Raw genomic sequence first — 23,419 nt, forward strand, 5'->3', positions numbered from 1 at the left:
CAAAGAAGCCGCCCCGGCCTTTTCGGCCGAAGCGGCTTTCTTGCACTTTAAAGTTTTTTCCGGAAGTCCATCTCTTCATGGTTTAATTACATTGAAATTTAGCTCGCTGAGAGTCTATTATATGTGTAAAATAAACTTGACATTAATGTCGTTAGGATATAAGTTTATTCATGGAATGTTTTAGACCGTTTTAGATCTATTTCGAGCAATTATAAAAGCAAAGGAGATGTTATCAATGGATATATATACAAAAATGGCAAAGCGTCCCGTTTTCACGATCGACGATGTAAATAAATGCTATAACAATATCGGCAGCGCACGTTCTGCAGTCAAGAGGCTTATGACGTATGGAAAAGCTTTGAAGATACGCAGTAATCTCTATACTTGTGTAAGCGCGGAACGGGAAGGCCCGATCGCCAACCGTTTTCAGATCGCCAGTGCGATTACTGAGACTTCGTATGTATCGCATCATACCGCAATGGAGTATTACGGAATAACTGATCAAATTTTCTACGATGTCTATGTATCATCGGAAACCCGTTTTCAGGATTTTGAATTCGATGGATATACCTACCATTTCGTACGTTCTCGACTGGAAGAAGGGGTCGACAGCCCCAAATTGAGCGGGGGCGTCAGGGTCACCGACAAGGAACGTACCCTCGCAGACTGTCTGAAGGATATGGATAAGATCTCCGGTCTTGAAGAAGTTGCTGCCAACGTTGAAAGCATGCGTCGTCTGAATGAAGATAAACTGCTTCGCTATCTTTCGAGGTATAACAATCAGTTTCTATACCAAAAGGCCGGACTCCTTTTATGGGCTAACCGCAATGTCCTTGGCCTGTCGGACTCATTTTTTGATATCTGCCGGTCTCATATTGGAAAAAGCAAGCGTTATCTAACGCGGGACAAGGCGGATGGGATATACGACGATCACTGGAAACTGATCGTTCCCCTAAATTTTATGAATATGAAAAATGAGGCGATGACGCCGGATGCCGAAATATAACAGATCAGAACTGGACGTTACCGCAAGAAAATATGGATTTCTGCGCGATACATTTGAAAAAGTATTACGCCTGAAAGAGATCCTGTCGTACTTTAACAACGAAGAGTTTCTGAAAGAACATATACTCCTGAAAGGCGGCACCGCAATTAATCTTATGCTGTTCAGTCTGCCCAGGCTCTCTGTGGATATCGATTTGGACTTCACCCCCAACTTACCCAGAGAGGATATGCTTGCTGCCAGAGAACAGATCAGCGCGATTATAAAAGCCTACATGGAATCGGAAGGGTACAGGCTTTCTCCCGCATCGCGGTTTCATCACAGTCTGGACGCCTTTCACTACAGTTACCGGAACGCCGCAGGTAATCCGGACATGATCAAGATCGAGCTTAATTATTCGCTTCGGGCCCATCTCTTTGAATTGGAACATCGACATCTGCTGACAAAGGCTTTCGGCGAAGATATATCGGTTCGCTGCGTTGATCCTATGGAAATTTTTGCTGCCAAGGCAAATGCCCTGTTGTCACGAGCCGCAGCAAGAGATCTGTATGATTTTGGAAACATGATCGCAGACAATCTCTTTGCCGACCGAAAAGATCTCTTTCGAAAAAGTATCATCTTCTATGCATCAATTTCCGCGGAAGAACTCAACAAAACTTTTGATATAAAAGCTATTGATACGCTCTCTTTTCAGAAGATCCGTCGCGATCTCTTCCCTGTTTTAGGTCAGTCAGAACGTCGTCGGAAGTTTGATCTTGATGCGCGAATCAATGCAGCGAAAGAATACATCTGCGATCTCATGACTCTTACTGGAGCCGAAACGGAATATCTGGATCGTTTCAAAGCGAAAGAATATCGGCCGGAGTTACTATTCGATGACCGAGACATCCTGAATCGGATCCAAACCCATCCGATGGCACTGTGGAGATGCCGCAAATAAACATTGCAACCGGAGAGCTCGATGTGCCCCGCTGTTGTTCTTGGCGGCGCGACCGTGCGAAGCGCGGCGTTTTCAATTGTGCTTTTTGTTGAAAATCAATATCGGGCCGCGGAAACGGATGGCTCACGAGTTTTTCAATTGCGTCTCGGGGCGGCTCGTTCCTCGTACAAAAACATCCCGAGCGGAACATTTTTCATAAACGAATTTATTGAGATGATTTCATTTATATGCACTAAAACGATTAGTCTGCCTTTCGGCGGCGAACTGAGACTCGGATACGCCGCTTCGCCTTGAGTTTCTCCAGCTGAGTTTTTTTGGCTTAAAACGTCTCCTGACAGATCGTTTCCCTTCGAAAGTCGCCCGTTTGAAACAGCGAAAAAACAATATATAATGAAAAACGCCACACAGAATGGCGCAGGCCGCAAAGGGGCGCTTGAGACTGTTTCTTAATCAAAAAGCCGAACACAGGGGCGCTGCGAGGGAGTTCAGTCGCTCGCAGCGCCCAGAAAACTACGTTGACACTTTATGTCAAGAATTAGTGTGAGACGGCAGTTGCTATGATTTTGAACTGACCGTCGTTCGTTTTCAAGAAAAAAATCCGATTTTCGAGAACGGGGGAAATCACATGAAAGTGCAGATTTCGTTGACTGTCGAAGCGGGCAAGCGTTTGATCGCCAAAGCCATATTGACGCTGCCCGCCGTTCGGAACGCGCTGGCTGAGGGGCAGCTGCTCCTCAAAGGCGGCACGACCGTTTCGCTGATCTCCGAAGCGGTCTGCGGCGTTCCGCTGAAGATCTGCGGCCGCATCGACCGACGCGGCGCGGGGAGCTGCGCCGAAGACTGCTCGGCCCCTCACAGCCTTCTGCTGCATCGGGGCGTTCCTGCGCCGCTGGACGCCGAGCTTTGGTCCTCCGGAAAATTGAGATTTTCGCCGGGTGACGTCTGCGTGATCGGCGCCAACCTCGTGGATCGTCACGGCCGCGCGGCGATGCTTGCCGGAAGCCCTTTCGGCGGAACGCTGCACTTTTTTACGAGCCTTCCCGCCGAAGGCGTGGAGATGATCGTTGCGGCCGGACTCGAAAAATACGCGCCCTGTTCGCTGGACGACGCCGTGGCCGCCGCGTCGCGTCTCGCCCCCGATCTGTCCATGGGCATGGCGGCAGGTCTGATTCCCATCCCCGGCCGCGTAATCAACGAAGCGGAAGCCTGCAAAATCCTCGGCGCCGCGGAAGTTCAAATCGTCGCGCGGGGCGGAATCCAAGGATCGGAAGGGGGCTGCACGTTGCTGGCGAGCTTTGACGAGCACTCCCAAGGCGAGGCGTTCTTCAACGAAATTCTGGCGTTGTCCGGTGCGGCTTTTCAAAAAAGCGCGGGCGACGCAAAGTCGTTGAAAAGCTGTCTTGACACCGCCTGCGGCCCGACCGGCGCGGAGCACCGCGGCTGCTGGTACCGAAGCCGCCGCAGAGAACTTCCGGTCTAGGATGGCCGTCATGTTTACCGTTGCCGACATGCTCGAGCTGCCCGTTTTCGCCGGCCATGAAATCGCGGCAGGCAAAAAAGGGACGGGAAACCGCGTCCGCTTCATCGATTTCATCGAGATCCCCGACCCTTCCGGCTGGTGCCGCCCCGACACGTTCTCCTTCACGACCGGTTACGCCTTCCGCAACAATCCCGAGCAGATCTGCCGCATCATCCGCGTCTTGAGCGCAGGCAGAGCCGCCGGGCTGGGCGTCAAGCTGGGACGTTTCATCAGCGCGATCCCGCCGGAGGCATTCAGCCTCGCCGACGAGCTGGACTTTCCCCTGGTCATCCTGCCCAAAGGACTGGCTTATGCCGTTGTCTCGCGCACGGTCATGCGCGAGATATTCCGTACCGAACGGAGCTGTCGCGACGACGCCGGCGAGCCTCTCAGCCTTTTTCAGCTGGAGCAGGATCCCGTCGGCCTGCTCGAGTCGCTGAAACGGCAGGGCTGGGAAAGCTCCCGGAGCGTATGGAGCCTGCAATGGGAAAATCTGCCGCCGCAGCGGCCTTCCCTGCCGCCGCCGCGCGCTTTCCAGTACAGCGCCAACAGCTCCCTGCGCATGCTCGTCGCTCAGCTGCCCGGCGAGCGGGCGGAAAACTTCATCGAATTTTTGAAATGCCATCTGATCCAGCAGCTGGAACATCAGAGCCTCGGCCTCTCCGGCCCCGCACCGCTGGAAGACATCGTTCAGAGCTTCGCGGAAGCGAAAACGGCCCTGCAGCTCGGCGCTCAGCTAGGATTCGATGAAGGCGTCTTCGTCTACTCGGAGCTGGAACTTCTTGATCTTCTCAAAAAGAACCGGCCGCTGAGCGAACTCCGTGAAGCCGCTTCTCGCTGTCTGCGCCCTCTCTTCGACGAAGACGCGAGAAAACGTTCCAACCTTGTGCAGACCCTCCGCGTCTGGTTCGCCTGCGACGGCTCCTCCGAAAAAGCCGCCCAACGACTGCACATCCACCGCAATACCCTGCTTTACCGCCACAGGCGGATCATGGAGCTTCTCCCCTTAAACCGATACGGCTCAACGCTGTTCCATCTGGCGCTGTTTTTTCTATGCGCAAAAAACAGCGCTGGCGAAGAATCGTAAAAGCCCCCTGAAAGGAGCGCATTTTGAAAGGACGCTCCTTCAGGGGGCTTTATTTTTAGAATTGTGCGCCTGCATAATTTGATGCTGTATTTTTATGCAAGAATATATTTATTATATTATTTAGCATGATAAAATTTAATAAGATCTCAAAAAACTTTATTGACAGGAGGATTACGTATAGGCGTTTCTTTTGAGAAAGTCTCACTATTTTCGACGAAGGTCAGGAGGTCAGTCACATGTCAGAAGAGAAAAAAGTTCCGCACGTCAAGGCTTTTGAAGGACAAACGTTTGTCATCAGCGTACTGGTTTCTGTTTTTTCGGCGGTCATCTGTATGCAGATCATCTCCCGCATCGGGACGACGCCGAACACATCCGTCATCGGCGCCCTGTTCGCCATGGCGCTTGCCAGAATCCCCTTTGCCAGTCTGGGGCGGTTCCGCAGCCTGGACCGACAGAATTTGGTGCAGACGATGGCTTCGGCCGCCGGTTTCGGTGCGGCCAATTGCTGCCTGCTTGCCGTCGGGATCCTCTACGTTTTCGGCGATCCTTCCTTGATCGTGCCGATGCTTATCGGATCCGGTATGGCGACGCTGATCGGCATGCATCTCGTTTATTCGCTGTTCGATTCCGAGATGTTCCCCGCCCGGGAATCGTGGGCGCCGGGAATCGCCACGGCCGAAGCTCTGATCGCTGGAGACGAAGGCGGTAAAAAAGGACGTACGCTTTTGAGCGGTATCGTTTTAGGCGCGGCAGGCGCAGGATGTCGAATCAAACCTTTTCTTTCCGGCGGTCTCCCCATGGCCGGCGTCGGCATTGCGTTCATCGCCAACCCGTGGGCCATGTCGGCTCTGGCCGCAGGGCTTTTGATCCGCGGCTACTATCCGAACCTTGTTCCTTGGCTCAGTTCTCTTGGACTGACGAATCTCCCGGCAGATCTCGGGAAAACGTATATCCCGCACGGTTTCATGATCGGCGCTGGGTTGATCTCACTGATTCAGGCGCTCGTCATGATCTTCAAAAAATCCGTCCGCGAGTTTTCGTCCGAAAACGCGCCTACGGTGACCCACGCGGCGGCAAAAAAAGCCATCGCCGCTCACATTGGATATTTCGCTGTAGCGGCTGTCATTTTGGCGACCATTACCGGGTTCATGACTTCCATGGAGCCGCCCAAGCTCATTCTCTGGGTTGTCTGGTGCACGTTTTCGTCGATCTCCGCCGCGATCCTGGTCGGGCTGTGCGCCATGTTCTCGGGCTGGTTCCCCGGTTTTGCCGTGACCGTGATTTTCGTCAGCCTCGGCCTGTTCATGAATTTTCCGCTGGCGGCGCTGGCGGTGTTGGCCGGCTTTGTTTCCAGCACGGGCCCCTGTTTTGCCGACATGGGATACGATCTGAAGACGGGCTGGGTCATCAGAGGAAGCGGGAAGAATCGCGAGTACGAACTGGACGGACGTCGCCAGCAGATGTTTTCCGAACTCTTCGGCGGTCTGATCGCTGCCGTGGTTGTCGGACTTTTGATGAAGATGCATTTCAATCTCAATTTGCTTCCGCCCGTCAGCCGGGTCTTCGCGGCCACGGTCCAGGCGGGCTCCGATTATGCGATCCTTCTTGAAATGCTGTGCTGGGCCGTTCCCGGCGCGCTTCTGCAGGTTGCGGGAGGTTCGAAAAAGGCGCTGGGCATTCTCTGCGCCACGGGACTGCTGATCCGCAACCCCATTTACGGCGTCGGCCTGGTGGTCGCCCTGATTCTGCGGGCGCTCTTCATCAAAAACCACGAAGAGGCGATGCAGCTTTACGGCGCGGGTTTCGTGGCCGGCGACGGGCTTTTCGGTTTCTTTAACGCCATCGGGCGTTCCTTCGGTTGGTGGTAAGTGCATTTTATCTTCGACGTGACCGGCAGCGCCGTGTTTTCGTAAAAACGGCGCTGCCGTGAAAGGGTGTGAAATTTCGATGTCGGAAAAGAAAAAAATCGGTCTGATCCGCGTCCTGACGACGCAGGATCAAGAGCTGCTCCAGCTTCACGGGCGTATGATCGAATCGTGTTTTCCCGGTCTGTCCGTCGAATCGCGGTGCATCGCCGATCAGGATGAAGGGATCCATGACGAGGCGAGTCACGCGAAGGCGCTGCCCAAGGTGCTGGCGCTGGGGCGCGCTTTCGCTGCCGAGAAAGTCGACGCCGTCTATATCAGCTGCGCCGGCGATCCCGGCGTCAGGCTCCTTCAGCGGGAGCTCGCCGTCCCGGTCGTCGGTGCCGGCACGGCGATGGCGCATGTGGCCGGCGCTTACGGAGTTCCCGTGGGAGTTTTGGGAATCACGGACGACGTGCCGGAGGAGATCGCAAAAATTTTAGGCGGCAGGATCGTCGACTCTCTGCGCCCGCCGCAGATCCATACGACGCTGGATCTGTTCCGCTCGGAGGCGATGGAGGAGTTTGCAGAAGCCGGCCGCGCGCTGAAAAGCAAGGGCGCCAAACTGCTTCTTCTTGCCTGCACCGGTTTGGCGACGATCGGCGCCGCTTCGGAGCTGAGCCGCCGCGTCGGCCTGCCGGCGCTGGATCCGCTGCGCTGCGCGGCCGCCTGCCTGTGGACGGCCTTGTGTTGAAGGAGGCGCTTGAATGTCTCGGCTGAAACTGACTCAGGAATACGTGGAAGCCGCGCTGCTGGGCGGCTGTTTTTTCGGTGGGGGCGGCGGCGGTTCGATGGCCAAGGGACGCGCCCTCGGCGAAGCGGCGCTCGCGGCCGGTCCGCTCGAACTCGTCTCTTTGGACGAAATCGATCCCGAAGCGGTCGTCGTCACCTGTTCGGCCGTCGGCGCACCGGCGGCCAAGGAAGCCATGGCCAGACCCGAAGCGGCCGTGCGCGTTATCGAACTTATGGCAAAGCTGGACGCGCCGCCTCCGGCCGCTCTGATCACCAACGAAAACGGCGGCGGCTCGACGTTCAACGGCTGGCTGCCGGCCGCCATGAGCGGGCTGCTCTTGATCGACGCGCCGTGCAACGGACGCGCGCATCCCACCGGCGTCATGGGATCCATGGCGCTGCACCGCGACAATCGTTACGTTTCGAAGCAGACGGCGGCGGGAGGAAATCCCGAGACGGGGCGCTACCTCGAAGCGGCTTTCAGCGGCCCCATGGAGGCCGTAGCGGCGCTCGTGCGGCAGTGTGCCGTTCAGGCCGGCGGACTGGTCGCGGTGGCACGGAATCCGGTCAAAGCCCATTATTTGAAAGAACATGCCGCGCCGGGAGCCGTGATGCTGGCCATCGAAACTGGGACGAAAATGCTTGAAGCCCGTTCCCGCGGAGCCGAAGCTGTTGTCCAGGCGGCGGTCGGCTTTCTCGGCGGCCGCGTCGTCACGGCAGGCACGGTGGATGCCATCGACCTGACCACCGAAGGCGGCTTCGATCACGGCGTCGTTTCCGCAGGCGGGTGCGAACTGACATTCTGGAACGAGTTCATGACGCTGGACCGCGGCGGCGAACGGCTGGGGACTTTCCCCGATCTGATCATGACCACGGACGCAGAAACCGGACTTCCCATCACCACGGCGGAGCTCGCAAAGGGGCGGCGCGTTTTCGTGACGCTGGTCCCTGCGGACAGGATCCCTCTTGGCGCAGGCATGTTCTGCCGGGAACTTTTGGAACCTATCGAGAAGGTCGTCGGCAGGGCCGTGCTGCCCTACGTCACGCTGAAGTAGTGCAGCCGCCGTGTTCGCAATAACCGAAGAGAAAAAAATAGACGTAGAAAATCAAGGAGGTACCGATCATGTCTCTTCTTTATACGATGAACGCGCTTGAACTGCTCGACTCGCCGTCCGTAAGCGGCGAGAGCGTCAAACAAGCGCTGATGGCCGCCGGCGTGCCGGGGGAACAAATCTCCGTCAAAACTGTTCACGGCCCCAAAGGCAGCACTGATTTCGTCAAAACGTGGTTCTACGGCTCCGAAGGCAAACATAACGGCGGCACAGCCCCCACCATCGGTATCGTCGGCCGTCTCGGCGGCATCGGCGCGCGCCCCGAACGGATCGGGCTCGTTTCCGACGGCGACGGCGCCGTGTCGGCCGTGGCCGTCGCCATGAAACTGGGCGACATGGCGAAAAAGGGCGACGCGCTCAAAGGCGACGTGTTCGTCTCCACTCACATCTGCCCCAATTCTCCTACACGCCCTCACGATCCCGTGCCGTTCATGGGTTCTCCCATCAACATGACCATCGCCAACCGCGAAGAAATGGGCGAGGAGCTGGACGCCGTCCTGTCCATCGACACGACGCGCGGCAACCGGATCGTCAACGCCCGCGGCTTTGCCATCTCGCCGACGGTCAAGGAGGGCTGGATCCTGCGCGTCAGCGAAGATTTGCTCGAGATCATGAGCTCCGTCACGGGGGAGCTGCCCAAGGTTTTTCCCCTCAGCATGACCGACATCACGCCCTACGGCAACGGGCTCTATCACCTGAACAGCATCCTCCAGCCCTGCACGGCCACCAAAGCGCCGGTCGTCGGCGTGGCGCTGACGTCGCAGACGACGGTCCCCGGCTGTGCTACGGGAAGCTCGCAACCGATAGACATCGAGGCGGCCGTGCGCTTCGCCATCGAAACGGCGAAAGCGTTCGGCGAGGGCAAGTGCAAGTTTTACAGCGAGGAAGAATTCGATCTGACCCTCAAACGTTACGGGGCCATGAACAAACTTCAAAGCATGGGCGATCTGCCGCCGGCGGATCCTCAGGCGTAAGAGGCCCGGCCATGACTTTGCGCGTAGGGACCGTCACCATTGGGCAGGCGCCAAGAACAGACGTCACGCCTGACCTTATGAAGATCCTCGGGGCGGAAGTGGAACTGATCGAAGCGGGAGCGCTGGACGGTCTGAGTTCCGAACAGATCGCCGCCATGGCGCCGCGCCCGGGCGATTATGTGCTGGTCACGAGAATGGCCGACGGCACGTCTGTGAAAATCTGCGAACGTGCGGTGACGCCGCTGCTGCGCCAAAAGATCGCCGCCCACTTCGCCGCCGGGATCCCCGCCGTCCTGCTGCTCTGCACGGGCGAGTTCCCCGACTTTCCAACCGGCGGGCTGCTGCTGAGACCGCAGAAAATCCTGTTCAACATGGTTCAGGCCGTCGTGCCGGCCGGTGCGAAACTCGGCGTCTTCATGCCGTCTCCGGATCAGCTGGAACAGTCGTCGCGCCGCTGGTCGCAGATCACGCCGCAAAACCGCTCGATCGGCGCGTCGCCCTACGTCCGTCCCGAAGAGACGATCCCCGCCGCGGCGGAAGAACTCGCCCGCTGGGGCGCCGACGCTCTCGTCATGGACTGCATGGGCTACACGCTGGCGATGAAGGAACAGGTTCGCCGAATCACCGGCAAGCCCGTGATTCTCGCCCGCTCCATCGCTGCGCGGGTGTTGAGCGAGCTTGTGTAGGCGACGAAACTGGAGTAGTGTCAGCAGATGCTATTCCAAACACCTATACGAAATGTTCCACGTGGAACATTTTTTATAAACACAGTCATTACAATGAGTTAATTTACATGCACCAAAGGAAATAATAACTCCGCCCGCGGTTCCAAAATATCGTGGGAGGAAACGCGCGGAATCAAGTTTGCGCTCTGCAAGCGTGAAAAAGCTGCCGTCCGCGCTTGCGGCGCCGGAGAGCAGCTGAAGTTTTCTCTCTGGGGACGACCGAAAGAACGCTCTTTACCGCCGCGTCGCTTCACTCGGCTCACCCTATGCCGGACGATCCGCTTGGACTACACTGCCGCAGTCGATTCATATTCGTTTTCATTAAAAATGGCGTAGGTTCTTCGTCCTTTTCAGAGTGTCGAAGGTGCGCCGCGGCATTTTCAATGATGCTTTTGATTGAAAATCAGTAACAAATGTTCATTGGCAAAAGCAAAAGCAAAAGCCGCACCCCTCTCGTTTCCGCGCGAAAACGGGAGGGGTGCGGCTTTTGCGGAATTCATGAAACCGGCTCTTGCTGCCCCTCTCCGGGAACGCGGCGTTCGGATTTTTTTTCGTTCGACCGTCGTTCTCCCGTGGCTCTCAGACGCTTTACGGGCCTGCCTCCGTACGAGAGCGGGCGGAGCTTTTCTCCGTCGAGAGGATTCCTACTGCGCCTGACTGCCGTAGATGGAGTCCAAGCGGGCCTGGAAGCGGGCGATGAATTTTTTCTCGCGCGGGTTCAACGGATAGGAGATCTGGTGCAGCATGTAAATGTTGGACATGGGGCCGTCGGAGATGCGGCGCATGACGATGTTGGGGATGCTCTGTTCCAGATCGGGATCCATGGGCAGTATGGCGACGTAATTATGGCGGATGGCGTCCTGCAAAGCGCCGCGGTCGAAGATGTTGAGTATTTCGCAATGACTGTCGAGCCCGAAAGCGCCGAGCCAGTCGTCGCTGTTGAAGGTGTCGTAAGCGACGATTGGGCAGGTTCTGAGTTGGGCGGTGGTGACGGCGCGGAAACGGCTCAGGTAATGATTTGTCGAGACGACGGCCATAGGCGGTACGTTGATGGCCAGAGGCGTCATCTTGATATGGTATTTCTGCATTTCCATGCGGTAGAGGTCGCAGCGGCTGTCGAGACAGGAGACGATGGAGAGGCGGTAGGTCTGATCCATCACGTCGCGAATAGCCTGGCGGATGCTGGTCTCTTTGATGTTGTCCTGTAAGGAGGTCTCGGGGAATTCGTTTCGGAACTGCATGAAGCCGCACATGAGCAGCGACGACCACGTGCCGCAGATGGAGAGGTTCTTTTGGCTGTCGAAAAGAAGGGGAATGCGTCGGATGCGCTCTGCCTCAGAGATGATGAGCTTGGCCGACAGCAACAGCATTTTGCCTTCGGAAGTGAGCTCGATGCCCGAACTCTTGCGACGGAAAATGTTGAATCTCAGCTCCTGCTCCAACTGCTTGATAGCGGTGCTCAACGACGGCTGCGCCACGTAGAGATTCTGAGCGGCCTTGTTGATGGAACCGCACTTGCTGATTTCAATGACGTATTCCAGCTGTTTCAAGTTCATTCTGTCAGCTCCTTTGCGTTTGCCCAGCACAGTGAACAAAATCACTTTTACGGAGGTCTGTCAGGCAGAAACAGTCCTTTTCCTATAAAAGCAGTTTATCATTTTATTAAGAGGGGAGACTCATACGAATTGCCTAATAATCTATAAGGATTTCAGGATAGACCGCCCGACATTTTATCCATTAAAGCAAAACTTTTTTCGATAATCCAACGCGAATATATAAACAATCGCTTTATAAAGGAATTTAAGACAAATAAAAGATATAGGCTATTATTTTTTCAGTATAGGTACAAGAACAAAGAATCATGATATCGTGAAAACGCAGAGAAACCGGTGCTCTGAGCGTCAGTAATTTCGGCTTTGAACTCGTCCAAAATCAACCAGGAGGGATTTTTATGTCCAATCAGCCTGCAAGCGCTCTTTCTTCGCCTCGTTTCTGCAATATGGGAACTTTTATGCGCATGGCCCGCATCCAAAACGCCAAAGGACTTGACTTCGCCATCGCCGGCGCTCCTTTCGACACCGCCAGTTCCTTCCGCTCGGGCTCCCGCTTCGGTCCTTCGGCGATCCGCAACATCTCCTGCATGATGAAGCCCAACAACGTGATACAGCAGGTGAACATCATGGATTCTTTGACGGGCGGCGATCTGGGCGACTTTCCCATCGTGCCCGGTTACATCCATCCTTCCTACGCCGCGATCGAAGCTGGCGTCGCCGGGATCCTGAGCGACGGAGCGCTGCCTATCGTGCTCGGAGGCGATCACTCCATCACGCTGGCCGAGCTTCGCGCCGTCGCCAAGAAGCACGGCCCCGTGGGACTGATTCATTTCGATTCGCATTCGGACCTTTGCGACGAGGTCTTCGGCGAGAAGTACAACCACGGCACGCCGTTCCGCCGCGCTCTCGAAGAAGGGCTCATCGAGCCTTCGCGCTGCATCCAGGTCGGCATGCGCGGCTCGCTTTATGATCCCAACGAGCATAAGATGGCCGCCGATCTTGGCATGAAGCTGATCCCCGCCCACAAGATCCGTGAAATGGGGCTGGACGCGCTGATCGCCGCCGTTAAGGAGCGCGTCGGCGACAAGCCCACGTTCCTTACTTTCGACATCGACTTCGTCGATCCCGCTTACGCGCCAGGCACCGGCACGCCGGAGGTGGGCGGATTCACGTCGCTGGAAGCTCTGACGCTGATGCGGGCGCTGACGACGGTCAACTTCGTGGGTTTCGACATCGTCGAGGTGCTTCCCGCTTACGATCACGGCGAGATCACGGCTTATCTGGCGGCCAACATCGTCTTCGAATTCCTCTCCATCCTCGCTCTTCAGAAGAATCGGAAAGAAGGCAAATAAGTCGGGAGGGAGGATTCCATGAACTCTGACAAGATCCTCTATGACAATCTCTCCGCGGAGGAACGCGCGTCGCTGAACCTCAACGACATTCTGTTGGTGGACCGGCTGGAACTTTCCTTTCGGAGCAAAGCGGTCGGCGCACTGAAAGCCGTTCTTTTTTCGGCGGTCGCCATTTTCGTCTTCTTCGTCAACATCACTGTCAACGGCAAGAGCGACGTGCCCTTCGGCCATATCTACAACTACTTCATCAGCGCGCTGGGCAACGTGGGGCTCTGGGGCATTACGATCATCATCGCGGTCAACGGAGTCCTCAGCGTTTACGGCAAGTTCTTTGCGCCCGAAGGCTCGCGGCTGCGCAGGTATTACGGCGGCGAATCCTTCGTCTATCCCGTGTTTTATCTGATGGGCGGCGTCTTTACGCTGATCTACACGATGGACGCGACGATCCCCGCTTTCACGGGGCCCGAGTTCATCGTCAGCTCCGCCACCGGTGGCACCGCCGTGCCCGCCATCGTCGTTGGCGTGGCGTGGATCATTCCGGTGAGCTGCGTGTTCCTGCCGTTCCTGTTGAACTACGGTCTGGTCGACATGGTGGGGACGCTCATGGAGCCGCTGATGCGCCCCGTGTTCAAGGTTCCCGGATACGCCGCGGTGAACTGTATCGCTTCCTTCGTCAGTTCCTCGTCGGTGGGCGTGCTCATCACTAACCGGCAGTACCGCAAAGGGTTGTACACAGAGAAAGAGGCCGACCTGATCGCCACGGGCTTTTCCGCCGTGAGTGTGGGGTTCGCCTACATGGTCATCAAAACCGCCGGGCTGGGCGACTACTTTCTGCGCGTCTATTTCTGCTCGCTGGTCATCACGCTGATGATCAGCGCCGTCATCTGCCGCTTGCCACCACTGCGGAACAAACGCAGCGTTTACGTCGACGGGCGCGCCCAGACTGAGGCGGAGGTTCTGGCCCAGCGTGGCGCGGGTAACCTGATCGCCAAAGGCTTCGAGCGCGCCGAGAAAAAAGCTTATACGGCCGGAAAGCTTTTGCCGGAGATCAGGGACAGCGTCCTCGACGCCATGACGGTATATCCCAAGGTCCTGACGCTGCTGGCCGGCGTGGGCATCCTCGGGCTGATCGTCGCCACGTACACTCCGGTGTTCCAGTGGATCGGCAAAATCTTCATCCCTATCCTCAAGCTCTGCGCCGTGCCCGACGCGGAAGTCATCGCACCTTCGCTGCCCGTAGGCATCGCCGAGATGTTTCTGCCCGTCATGCTCATCGCAGACAAGGTGAGCGAGCTCTCCATCAAGGCGCGCTATATGGTCACCACGGTTTCCATTTGTCAGATCATCTTCTTCTCGGAGACTATCGTCGTCATGCTGGCCTCGAAACTGCCTCTCAAGCTGAGCGATCTTGTGATCTGTTTCTTCGAGCGCACCTTCATCGCCATCCCCATCACGGCGGCGTTCATGCACCTGCTGTTTTGATCCGAGCTGCGGCGCGTTTTGCGAAAAAGCGAACGATCGGCGCCATCCTTGCGGACGCTTCATATTTGCCTGAAAAACAATGTTTCGCGTGGAACATCGTTTCGCAAACGCAGTTGGCACAAAGATTTCCTTATCAATACGACAAAAGAAATAAACGCTCCGTCCGCTCCGATTTCGTACGAATCGGGACGGGCGGAGCGTTGTGCGTTTTCCTTTTTTGATACGACAGATACGACGCTACTGGATCCCTTGGGGGAACATGGCGTTGAGGCTTTTTTCCAGGTCGCCCATGGCCTGGCCGTAGGCGTTCCAGTCGGCGCTTTTCAGGGCCTGCTGTGAGCGGTCCCAGGCGTTTTTCGCCTGACGCCCCAGGGCCTGGATCTCGCTGTCCCCGGCAACGGGAAGCGCGGGCTGGAAGCCCGATGGCGGAGTCTGAACGGACGGGAGCGAGATTGAAGCGTCCTGCTCGCCGGGCCGGTAGTTGAGCAGCTTTTCCAGCGCGCCTTCGAACGTTTCGTCCCAGACGACGTGACCGCCGCTGGAGAGGATGACGCGCTTGAGCTCGGGCAGGTCGCTCTGGCTGGCCTTGAGGTACAGCGGCCGCACGTAGAGCAGCGAGTTGTTGACGGGCACCACGAGCAGATGGCCGAGAATCACGTCGCTGCCGCGCTGCGACCACAGCGAGAGCTGGGCGCTGATTTCCGGCGTCTGGTTGATGAGGGCGCTGATCTGGTTGGGGCCGTAAATCAGCGTTTGCTTGGGGAAGCGGTAGAGCACGAGTTTGCCATAATTGGCGCCGTCGCAGCGGCCGGCCATCCAGGCGATCATGTTGTCGCGCCCCACGGGCGTGTAGGGTGTCATCATCAGGAACTCGGGCTTGCTCTCGCCGATCAGCTTGTTCATCACGTAGTACGACGACAGCGTGCCCTCGTTCTCCTCGCCCTGCAGCGTGTTCCACACGTCTTCCTTGTTGTAGAAGGTGTTGGGATCGGCCATGTGGTAAGTGCGGTAGATGTTGGCCTGCACGGAGAAGAGGTCGCGCGGGTAGCGCAGATGGGCGCGCAGTTCGGCGCTCATCTCGCCGCCGGGCGAGAACAGGGCGGGGAAGATGCGCCGCCAGCAGGCGATGATGGGGTCGTGCTCGTCGATGACGTAAAACTTCATGTGGCCGTCGTAGGCGTCGACGGTGCACTTGACGCTGTTGCGGATATAGTTGATGCCGCCGGTGAGCCGTCCGCGGCGGTAGCGCTGGCCGACCGGCTCCGAGTAGGGATAGAGGCTCGACGTGGTGTAAGCGTCGACGATCCAGACGATGCGGCCGCCGATCACGGCGATGTAGGGATCGGAATCGTAGGCGAGAAACGGCGCGGCGCGGCTGAGGCGGGCGCGGATGTTGCGCTCGTAGATGACGCGGCTCTCGGGCGTGAACACGTCGGAGAAGAGGATCTTCGAGTCGCGGAACGCCAGCGTGTAGACGAGACGCCGCCACAGCGAGCCGATGGGCACGCCGCCGTCGCCCTCGTAGGTGCTGCGCGCGTTGGATTCGCCCATGGGATAGTCGAATTCCTTCACCGACGTTTTGACGAAGGCGTAGCTCATCGGATTCTCGCCGAAATAGATCTGCGGCCGGCTGATGGGCAGATCCACGGCGCTGACCGGCGGCAGGTCCTTGATCCAGAGGTTGGGCTGGCCGTTCTGTCCCACTTCGCGCGCGCCGTTCATGACGATGCCGTAGCCGTGCGTGAACTCGAGGTGCTGGTTGACCCAGGTGCGGTTTTGCATACCGCTCAGGTCCAGTTCGCGCGGCGCCAACATCACCTGGCGCATCTTGCTGCCGATGGTGTAGCGGTCGATGTCGATGGCCGAGAAATCGTAATAGCTGCGGATCTCCTGGAGCTGCTTGTAGCTGCGCAGCAACGCGCGGTAGTCCCACAGGCGCATGTTCTCCAGCGTCTCCGGATCGGCCGCCGCGTCCTCGACGGTCAGCCCCGCGTCGGGCGTGATTTCGCTGGTCTCGATCTTGTCCATGCCGTAGGCGTGGAGCGTGGCCTCGATGTTGTTGCTGATGTATTCCTTTTCCTTCTCGAATTCGTTGGGCACCACGATATAACGCTGCACCAGCTCGGGATAGAGCCCGCGCAACGCCACGTTGCAGACGACGAAGACGCCGACGACGATGCCGATGAATTTCCAGCTGCGGTTGCTCCTGATCGCGAACAGCAGCAGCCCCGCCGCGGCGAAAGCCAGCGCGGCCAGCGCCGACAGCGCCAGCAGCGTGGCGTGGATGTCGGTATAGCCGGGGCCGAAAACGACGCCGTTGGGGTTATAGAGCAGCAGATAGCGCTGCAGCACATACGACAGCCCCCAGAGCGCGGTCAGCACGGCGCCGAGCGTCAGCGCATGGGCGCGCACGGGGCGGGGGATCTCGACGCTGCCGAGGCGCGCGCCGCTGAAAAGGCGGAAGGCGTACAGCGCGCCGCAGACGACCAGCACGTTGAACAGCAGATCCATGAGCCAGTTCTGCAAAAAATTCCAGAACGGCAGCGAGAACACGTAGAATCCCACGTCGTTGCCGAAAATGGCGTCTTTCACGCCGAAGGCGCCGCCGTGCGCGAACTGAAGGATCATCTGCCACTGCCCCATGGAGTCGGAACCGGCGCTGACGGCCATGAAAAGCCCGACGGCCAGCGGCAGCCAGCGGCTCCATTTGTGGTTCAGGATCAGCGAAAGCACGTCGTTCGCGCCGGGAATGCCGCGGGCGATGCGCAGCGCCGCGCGCAGATTGGGATAGACGATGACGAAGGCGACGGCCGAAAAGACGCCCAGCAGCGCCCACTGCGGCAGCAGCCGCGTCCAGAAGACCGACGTGATGCGCTCGGCCTCGTACCAGTAATAATCGGCGAGGAACGAGGCGATCATCGGCAGCCCGACGGCGACGGCCAGCAGCAGCGCCAGCAAAAACAGCGTGCGCCTGCTGAAAGGCAGCGATACTTTGGGGAAAGAGGGGCGCTGTTCGCGGCGTTCCGAACCTCCGTTGCCGAAGGGGAACCCGCCGAAAGGAAAACCGCCGAAGGGGCCGTTTCCGTCCTGATTGTTCCAGTTCATGGGTTTAGACCTCCCTGCTCGATGTTTTTCAGCGGCGCGCGGCCGCGCCGTTTCAAGAAGCCCGCTTTTCCGCCGCGTTCTTTTCGGGCTGCGAAGCGGCGTAGTCCCACCGCAGGCCGCCGGGCAGCGGCTTGGGGAGGATGCGGCTGTGCACCGAGCATTGACCGTCGCGGAACTCGACCTTGCTCAGGTACAGCGGCAGATTGTACTTTTTCATGTCGATGAAGGGCTGGATCTTTTGCAGCGCCCGCTCGACCGTCCCCGCCGAAACTTCCTGATTGTTGACCTTGAGGCGGATGTCGTCGAGCCACAGCGCCGTGCCGCGGGGAACGATGCGACAGGAAAGGTCGAGCCGGATCTTGAGGCGCATCAGGCGCAGGTCGGCGCGGTAATAGGCCGTGGCGTTGATGCGGCCGGCGCTCATCTTCACCCGCACGTTCTGCCACTCTTTTTCGTGGCCGAAAACGTGGCGGCGCAGAAAGTCGTTAACGTCGTCCTCGGTGAAGGTCGCCTCGGCGTGGCAGGCCAGCATGGAATCCACGCGCGGATGCTCCATGTCCGCCCACTGCGCCGGCGGCGTCACCTGGGCGTCGAAGCAGTCCATTCTCAGCGAACGGATGCGCATGCCGCGCACGTCGGCGTTGACGCATTCCAAATAGCCCCAGGGGATGTAACCGTTTTCGCGCGGCGCCGAGCTGAGCTGGAAATAGGCTTTTTCCGGCGCCAGGTTGCGCAGGAACACGCCGAACAGTTCCTGGCCGCGGTCGGGCGCGCCCCAGGCGGCCGAAGCGCCGAGAAGAAACAGCAGGACGAGGCATGATTTCAGATATTTCAAAGGAGCGGCTCCTTTCGGGGAAGTCGTGGCTTAGGCCAGCGCCGCGCGCTTGGCGGCGATGATGCCCATCATGTCGCGGAAGGACTGAGCGAACGAAGCCAGCCCGTCGGCCAGCAGCTTTTCGGTGACGGCGGCCAGATCGACGCCGAGCGCCGGCAGCGCCGCCAGCTCGTCGGCAAAGCCGGGAGTGCGCACGGTGGCACCGGGCGTCCCCTGCTTCATGAACGCTTCGAGGGCCGCCGGCGGCAGCGTGTTCACCGTGTCCCTGCCGATCAGGGAATCGGCGTAGAGCGTGGGCGAATAGACTTTGTTTTTCACGCCCGTGCTGGCCCAGAGCGGGCGCTGCACGCGCGCGCCCTGGGCGGCCAGCGCCTGCCAGCGCGGCGACGAGAACAGTTCCGCGAACCTGGCGTAAACGGCGCGGGCGTTGGCCACGGCGATGCGCCCGGCCAGTTCCGGAGCTTTTTCCGCCAGCACGGGATCGAGCGCCGTGTCGATGCGGCTGACGAAGACCGAGGCGACCGAAGCTTGCCCCAGCGGCAGCCCCCTGGCGGCGCGGCGCTCAAGCGCGCGGAGGTATGCTTCGGCGACGGCCGTGTACTGTTCCAGCGAGAAGATCAGCGTGGCGTTGACGTTCGCCCCCGCGGCGATCACGTCTTCCAGCGCGGCGGCGCCCGCGGGCGTGGCGGGGATCTTGATCATGGCGTTGGGGCGGTCCAGAGCCTTCCACAGGCGCAGCGCTTCGGACACCGTGGTGTCGCGGTCGTCGGCGATGAGCGGGTTGACCTCGAGGCTGACGAAGCCGTCGCCGCCGCGCGATTCGTCCCACAGCGGGCGGAAGAGCGCGCAGGCTTCGCGCACCTCGCTCAGCGTCAGCGCGTCGTAGATCTCCGCGTCGCTTTTGCCGGCGGCGATCAGCGCTTTGACGTCGGCGTCGTAATCGGCGGAACCGGCCAGCGCCTTCTGGAAGATGGCGGGATTGGTGGTGACGCCGCGCACGCCGGCTTCCAACAGCTTCTTCAGCTCGCCGCCGCGGATCGCCCCGCGGCTGATGGAATCGTACCAGACGCTCTGTCCGAGCGCGTACGTTTGGTGCAGTATATCGTTCATGAAGAACGCTCCTTTTTGAAAAATTGGCGCCGTCACAGCAGCAGCGACAGGCCCGAGACGACGATCATCGTCATCACGAAAACGCGGAAGAGCTTTTCCGACACGTGCTTCGCCAGGCGCAGCCCCGCCAAAGCGCCGGCCAGCACAGGCGGCACGAGCGCCAGCGCTTCTTTCAGCAGAGAGGGGCCGAGCAGGCGCTGCTGCGCCAGCCCGATCAGCGTGAGCAGGTTCAGCGTCAAAAAGAACACGGACACGGAGGCGCGGAACACGTCTTTCCTCACGCTGCCGGCCGCGAGGAAGATCGCCACCGGCGGGCCGGAGACCGACAGCGCGCCGCTCAGCACGCCGCTGGCGAAACCGACGCCCAGTTGCAGCGGGCGTTTTTCCACGGGACATTTCCATCCCAGCCACAGCAGCGCGCCCGCCAGCGCGATAAAAAGCCCCGCCGCCGTCTTGAACGGCCCTTCCGGCACCGTTTCCAGCGCCCAGATCCCCGGCATCACGCCCAGCGCCGCGCCCGCCAGGATCGGCAGGATCAAGCCGATGCGGATATTGCGCCGCAAGTTCCAGAAAAAGAAGAAATTCATGAAAGTTCCCACGATCAACGACAACGGCGTCACCGCCGCCGGCGGCAGAAAGCGCAGCAGCGCCGGCACGCTGATCATGCCCATGCCGAATCCGGCCACGCCCTGCACGGCGCCGCCGAAAAAGACGACGCCCGCCGCCGCGAGAAGATGCGCCCCATCCATCGCAGCGGCTCAGCCCTGCAGGGGCTCCGACGCGGCGCCCTCGGAACGGAACCGCATCAGATTGGCCAGCGTGTCGTCAAAGCTGTCGAACGGCCCCTTGCGCACTTCGACCGAGCCCATCAGCGGGCCGCTGAGCCCCCAGCGTTCGCCCGTGTCGTCGCGCCATTTCACCCACCACCAGCCGCCGCCTTCGAGCTTGTAGGCCGCGTAACCGTCGCGCCAGCGCACCAAGTCTTCGGCGACGCTGTCGGGATCGACGACGCCGAAATTGAAATCCTGCTGTTCCGGCACGGTTTCGGCAGTTTCCCGTTCCGCCGTATCGTCTCGTGCCAGCGCCGCGGCGAGGCGGGCGAGGATGCGGGCGCCCTCGGCGCGCGAAACGCCCGAGTCGAATTTCACGGTCACGCCGCCGTGCCCCGTGCGGAAGATCATCACGCAGTCGTTTTCGTAAGGCAGGTCTTCTCCGGCCGCCAGGTCTCTGGTCACATCGTAGATCATGAAGATCGCTCCCCCTGTCGCAAGGCAAACACAATACAACGGTCTCATTATATCCTGTCGCGCCGCTTTTGGCACTGATGCTCGCAGGCAATTGAAAGACCTTGTTGAAAGTCGTTCCCGGGGGGCGTTCGGCGCCGCTTAAACCATGCGCCGTTCGATCCCGTCCGCCGCGGAAAATGTTCCACATGGAACATCCGATCCGAAAATCGTCGGCCGAATGGCCGGCTGCAAGGGGATTCGTTCCGCACACCGAGCGGCGCGATTGGTTTTGCGCCGGGAATGTGGTAGGATATGAGTTCAACATCGGGCAGGCAAAGGAGTTTTTTCATGACCATCAGAGCGGTGCTCTTCGATTTCGACATGACCCTGATCGACACCAGCGGCGCGCTGCTGGCGAACGTCAACAAGATCGCCGATCATTTCGGCCGTCCCCGCTGCACGCGCGAGCGTCTGCTGGAGGTGATCGGCTACAATTCGCGCGATTTCTGGCGGGTGCTGCTCGGCGACGAGCGCCCCGAATACGGCGAATATTACGTCGAAGAATGCGCGCCTTACGAAGCGGCGATGATGACGCCCGCGGCGGGCGCCGTCGAATGCGTCGCGGAACTGCGCGCATTGGGCGTCAAAGTGGGCTGCGCTTCCAACCGCATCGCGCCGCTCCGCGTCATCCGCGTCAAGCATCTCGAACACCTGATGGACTGCGTGGTCGGCGCCGACGCGGTGGCGCGCCCCAAACCCGCGCCCGACGTGCTGCTCAGGGGAGCCGAGTTGCTGGGCTGCGCCCCCGCAGAGGCCCTTTACGTGGGCGATACGCCCATTGACGTGGAGGCCGCCCGCCGCGCCGGCATGCGCAGCGTCGCCGTGCTCGCCAGCAATTCCGCCGAGACGCTGAACCGGGCCGGAGCCTGGCGGATCGTCGCCGATCTTCGCGGATTCGTCCCGCTGCTCAAAGGCGAAGGACTGCTTTAAAAGACGAAAATCGCCGGAAACGGATCTCCCAAGGAGCCGTTTCCGGCGATTTTCATTTGGCTCGGCGCGTCTTCGGCAGCCGTTTCGGCTTTTTCCCCGCGGCGGGCGGCGCTTCAGGATCCTCCGCTTCGAGGCGGTCGATCTCGCGCCGCAGCGCTTCGGGCATGCGTCGGGCGCTGCGCACGGCGCGGACGCCGAATTTTTTCATCAGCGCCATCGGCAGCAGTTCGCGGCCGTAGCAGCGCAGCATGGCCAGGCGCATGACCCTGCTCATGCGCACGGCGCCGTCGTCGTAGTCGTAAGGGATGTCGGTCTCGAGGACGCGGCACTTGCAGTAGATGGCCGACACGGGAGAACCGATGTACAGGTAGACGAGGTCGCCCGGGCGCACGCGGGCGGTCTGCTTCCACGTGTGCACGGGATTTTCGGCGAAGCCCTTTTCCACGTCGTAATATTTGTAGTTGGCGGGCACGAGCCAGGCCCCGTCGCTGAGCGCGGCGGAACTTTTGCCCGAACCGCGGGCCGCGAAAGCGTGGCTGGCCTCGATCAATTCCATGACGCGCCCGTCGCCGAGCGAATCGTCGAGCGCGACGGTGACCCAGTATTTTTTGTTCATGTGGTAGCAGCGGAAAACGCCCCGTTCTTTCAGGAGCGCGGGCACGTCCGCGGCGTCGGCCTTGACGTTGAGCACGTCGACTTCGCCGTCTTTCCCGGGTTCGAGCTTGTCGCGGCCGATGCGCATGATCACGCCGTACCATTTGCGCGTGCGCGGCTCGCGGAACACGGCGGACGAATCGCCCTGCCACGGGAACTCGGGCGGATCGCCGAAGCGCTCGCGGATCAGCGCGGCGACTCGGTTTGACTGGTCGGCGACGAAATCGTGCGCGGTGAAACACTGCTGTGCCAGCTCGCGCAAAACGTCCGCGTAGGCCTGCCGCACCGAGGCCACGAAAGCTCCCGACTGGCTGGGGATGTGCACGGCCAGGTATTCGTCGCCGGTGTCGAGGTCGTAGACGCGCCCGCGCACCTCGCCTTTGGCGTCGACGCGGATGTCGGCGCGGAACTGTCCGTCCATGAAGACGCGCGAACAACGCCACTCCCGCCCGTCTTTCTTCAGGCCGGCGGCCTCGAAGCGCGAAAAGTCGGGCCGCCGCCGCTGGAAGATCTCGCTCTCGAGGGTCATTCCGGCGCCTCCATTAAAGCTCGAGAGCCATCAGATACAGAGACTGGTACCCGCCGCCACGCAAACGGAAAGCTTTCTCGCGCACGCCATACGTAACGAAGCCGAAGCGCTGGTACATCGCGACGGCCCGCTCGTTACCCGTTACTACGTCCAGTTCCAGTTGTTCGAACTGGGCCGCGCGGGCACACTCGAGCAGTGATTCCATGAGCAGGGAGCCGATTCCCCACCCCCAGTAGGCGCGAAGCACGCACAATCCCGCGCTGGCGCGATGACGGCATTTTTCGCAGGGAACGGGCGGCGCGAAACCGGCGCTGGCGGTCAGCACGCCGTCGACTTCGGCTATCAGCAGCAATTCCGTGGGACTGGCCTCCGACGCCTCGATAGAACGCCGCTGCGCTTCGGCGTCGACGGCGATCTCATCGGCGTAACGCAACATGAAGTCTGTTTCCACCGCGGCGCACCGGCGTTGCTCCAGCAACGCGGTGGCATCTTCGGCGGCCGCGCTGCGCAGAACGCAGAGGCTTCCGTTTCTCAGCGTTGTTTTACGAAAATATTTCATCTTTTTACCTTTCTTTGCCGTGATTTCG

21 protein-coding genes are annotated in these 23,419 nt (G+C 59.5%); 13 read left to right on the forward strand and 8 right to left on the reverse strand.

Annotation, left to right across the window (positions count from 1 at the left end; translation table 11 throughout):
• The 10 genes from HMPREF7215_RS13800 to HMPREF7215_RS04950 form a co-directional block, all read left to right on the forward strand.
• The coding region (locus HMPREF7215_RS13800; RefSeq protein ID WP_232205525.1) for a hypothetical protein at nucleotides 1-184 on the forward strand (184 nt) is incomplete at its 5' end.
• A 51-nt stretch (nucleotides 185-235) separates the two neighbouring features.
• A complete protein-coding gene (locus HMPREF7215_RS04910; RefSeq protein ID WP_009164576.1) occupies nucleotides 236-1,006 on the forward strand; it encodes a type IV toxin-antitoxin system AbiEi family antitoxin domain-containing protein in 771 nt (256 codons plus the stop codon).
• A complete protein-coding gene (locus tag HMPREF7215_RS04915) occupies nucleotides 993-1,943 on the forward strand; it encodes a nucleotidyl transferase AbiEii/AbiGii toxin family protein (RefSeq protein ID WP_009164577.1) in 951 nt (316 codons plus the stop codon). Before HMPREF7215_RS04910 ends, HMPREF7215_RS04915 begins: the two co-directional genes overlap by 14 nt.
• A gap of 625 nt (nucleotides 1,944-2,568) precedes the next feature.
• Nucleotides 2,569-3,423, forward strand: coding sequence for a hypothetical protein (locus HMPREF7215_RS04920; protein WP_009164580.1), 855 nt, complete (start codon nucleotides 2,569-2,571; stop codon nucleotides 3,421-3,423).
• A gap of 10 nt (nucleotides 3,424-3,433) precedes the next feature.
• Nucleotides 3,434-4,549: a PucR family transcriptional regulator gene (locus HMPREF7215_RS04925; RefSeq protein WP_009164581.1), complete on the forward strand. Its 1,116-nt coding sequence runs from the start codon at nucleotides 3,434-3,436 to the stop codon at nucleotides 4,547-4,549.
• A 236-nt stretch (nucleotides 4,550-4,785) separates the two neighbouring features.
• Nucleotides 4,786-6,417, forward strand: a complete 1,632-nt coding sequence (locus HMPREF7215_RS04930; protein ID WP_009164582.1) for an OPT/YSL family transporter — start codon at nucleotides 4,786-4,788, stop codon at nucleotides 6,415-6,417.
• A gap of 79 nt (nucleotides 6,418-6,496) precedes the next feature.
• Nucleotides 6,497-7,147 carry an aspartate/glutamate racemase family protein gene (locus tag HMPREF7215_RS04935; protein WP_040550537.1) on the forward strand — a complete coding sequence of 217 codons (651 nt, stop codon included), beginning with the start codon at nucleotides 6,497-6,499 and terminating at the stop codon, nucleotides 7,145-7,147.
• A gap of 13 nt (nucleotides 7,148-7,160) precedes the next feature.
• The gene (locus tag HMPREF7215_RS04940; protein WP_009164584.1) at nucleotides 7,161-8,240 is read left to right on the forward strand and encodes a DUF917 domain-containing protein; all 1,080 of its coding nucleotides are present in this window, start codon (nucleotides 7,161-7,163) and stop codon (nucleotides 8,238-8,240) included.
• A 68-nt stretch (nucleotides 8,241-8,308) separates the two neighbouring features.
• Nucleotides 8,309-9,271: a DUF1177 domain-containing protein gene (locus HMPREF7215_RS04945; RefSeq protein WP_009164585.1), complete on the forward strand. Its 963-nt coding sequence runs from the start codon at nucleotides 8,309-8,311 to the stop codon at nucleotides 9,269-9,271.
• 11 nt (nucleotides 9,272-9,282) lie between these two features.
• Entirely contained in the window at nucleotides 9,283-9,957 is a 675-nt protein-coding gene (locus HMPREF7215_RS04950; protein ID WP_009164586.1) for an AroM family protein, read from the forward strand.
• 683 nt (nucleotides 9,958-10,640) lie between these two features.
• On the opposite strand, the gene HMPREF7215_RS04955 is transcribed toward HMPREF7215_RS04950, so the two are convergent.
• Nucleotides 10,641-11,552, reverse strand: a complete 912-nt coding sequence (locus tag HMPREF7215_RS04955) for a LysR family transcriptional regulator (protein WP_009164587.1) — start codon at nucleotides 11,550-11,552, stop codon at nucleotides 10,641-10,643.
• 395 nt (nucleotides 11,553-11,947) lie between these two features.
• Here HMPREF7215_RS04955 and speB point away from each other — a divergent pair, with 395 nt between their 5' ends.
• Together speB and HMPREF7215_RS04965 are read left to right on the forward strand one after the other, a co-directional pair.
• Nucleotides 11,948-12,901 carry an agmatinase gene (gene speB, locus HMPREF7215_RS04960; protein ID WP_009164588.1) on the forward strand — a complete coding sequence of 318 codons (954 nt, stop codon included), beginning with the start codon at nucleotides 11,948-11,950 and terminating at the stop codon, nucleotides 12,899-12,901.
• Between the two features lie 18 nt (nucleotides 12,902-12,919).
• Nucleotides 12,920-14,383 (forward strand): YjiH family protein, encoded by a 1,464-nt coding sequence (locus HMPREF7215_RS04965; RefSeq protein ID WP_009164589.1) that lies wholly within the window; start codon nucleotides 12,920-12,922, stop codon nucleotides 14,381-14,383.
• Nucleotides 14,384-14,620: 237 nt separating this feature from the next.
• Here the strand turns inward: HMPREF7215_RS04965 and HMPREF7215_RS04970 are convergent, their stop codons facing one another.
• From HMPREF7215_RS04970 to HMPREF7215_RS04990, 5 genes are read right to left on the reverse strand one after another with little or no spacing between them, the layout of a single operon-like run.
• On the reverse strand, nucleotides 14,621-17,488 hold the full coding sequence (locus HMPREF7215_RS04970; protein ID WP_009164591.1) for a UPF0182 family membrane protein: 2,868 nt from the start codon (nucleotides 17,486-17,488) through the stop codon (nucleotides 14,621-14,623).
• Nucleotides 17,489-17,540: 52 nt separating this feature from the next.
• Nucleotides 17,541-18,323, reverse strand: coding sequence for a hypothetical protein (locus HMPREF7215_RS04975; protein ID WP_009164592.1), 783 nt, complete (start codon nucleotides 18,321-18,323; stop codon nucleotides 17,541-17,543).
• 30 nt (nucleotides 18,324-18,353) lie between these two features.
• On the reverse strand, nucleotides 18,354-19,433 hold the full coding sequence (tal, locus tag HMPREF7215_RS04980) for a transaldolase (RefSeq protein WP_040550539.1): 1,080 nt from the start codon (nucleotides 19,431-19,433) through the stop codon (nucleotides 18,354-18,356).
• A gap of 32 nt (nucleotides 19,434-19,465) precedes the next feature.
• Complete coding sequence (locus tag HMPREF7215_RS04985) at nucleotides 19,466-20,182, reverse strand: sulfite exporter TauE/SafE family protein (RefSeq protein ID WP_009164594.1); 717 nt, start codon at nucleotides 20,180-20,182, stop codon at nucleotides 19,466-19,468.
• 9 nt (nucleotides 20,183-20,191) lie between these two features.
• Nucleotides 20,192-20,680 carry a hypothetical protein gene (locus HMPREF7215_RS04990; RefSeq protein ID WP_009164595.1) on the reverse strand — a complete coding sequence of 163 codons (489 nt, stop codon included), beginning with the start codon at nucleotides 20,678-20,680 and terminating at the stop codon, nucleotides 20,192-20,194.
• A gap of 327 nt (nucleotides 20,681-21,007) precedes the next feature.
• On the opposite strand from HMPREF7215_RS04990, the gene HMPREF7215_RS04995 reads away from it, so the two are divergent.
• Complete coding sequence (locus tag HMPREF7215_RS04995) at nucleotides 21,008-21,649, forward strand: HAD family hydrolase (RefSeq protein WP_009164596.1); 642 nt, start codon at nucleotides 21,008-21,010, stop codon at nucleotides 21,647-21,649.
• Between the two features lie 52 nt (nucleotides 21,650-21,701).
• Here the strand turns inward: HMPREF7215_RS04995 and HMPREF7215_RS05000 are convergent, their stop codons facing one another.
• Nucleotides 21,702-22,832 (reverse strand): MmcQ/YjbR family DNA-binding protein, encoded by a 1,131-nt coding sequence (locus HMPREF7215_RS05000; RefSeq protein ID WP_009164597.1) that lies wholly within the window; start codon nucleotides 22,830-22,832, stop codon nucleotides 21,702-21,704.
• Nucleotides 22,833-22,845: 13 nt separating this feature from the next.
• On the reverse strand, nucleotides 22,846-23,391 hold the full coding sequence (locus HMPREF7215_RS05005) for a GNAT family N-acetyltransferase (protein ID WP_009164598.1): 546 nt from the start codon (nucleotides 23,389-23,391) through the stop codon (nucleotides 22,846-22,848).
• Nucleotides 23,392-23,419: the final 28 nt, after the last annotated feature.

Origin of the sequence: Pyramidobacter piscolens W5455 (assembly GCF_000177335.1) — a bacterium.
GTDB classification, from domain to species: Bacteria; Synergistota; Synergistia; order Synergistales; family Dethiosulfovibrionaceae; genus Pyramidobacter; species Pyramidobacter piscolens.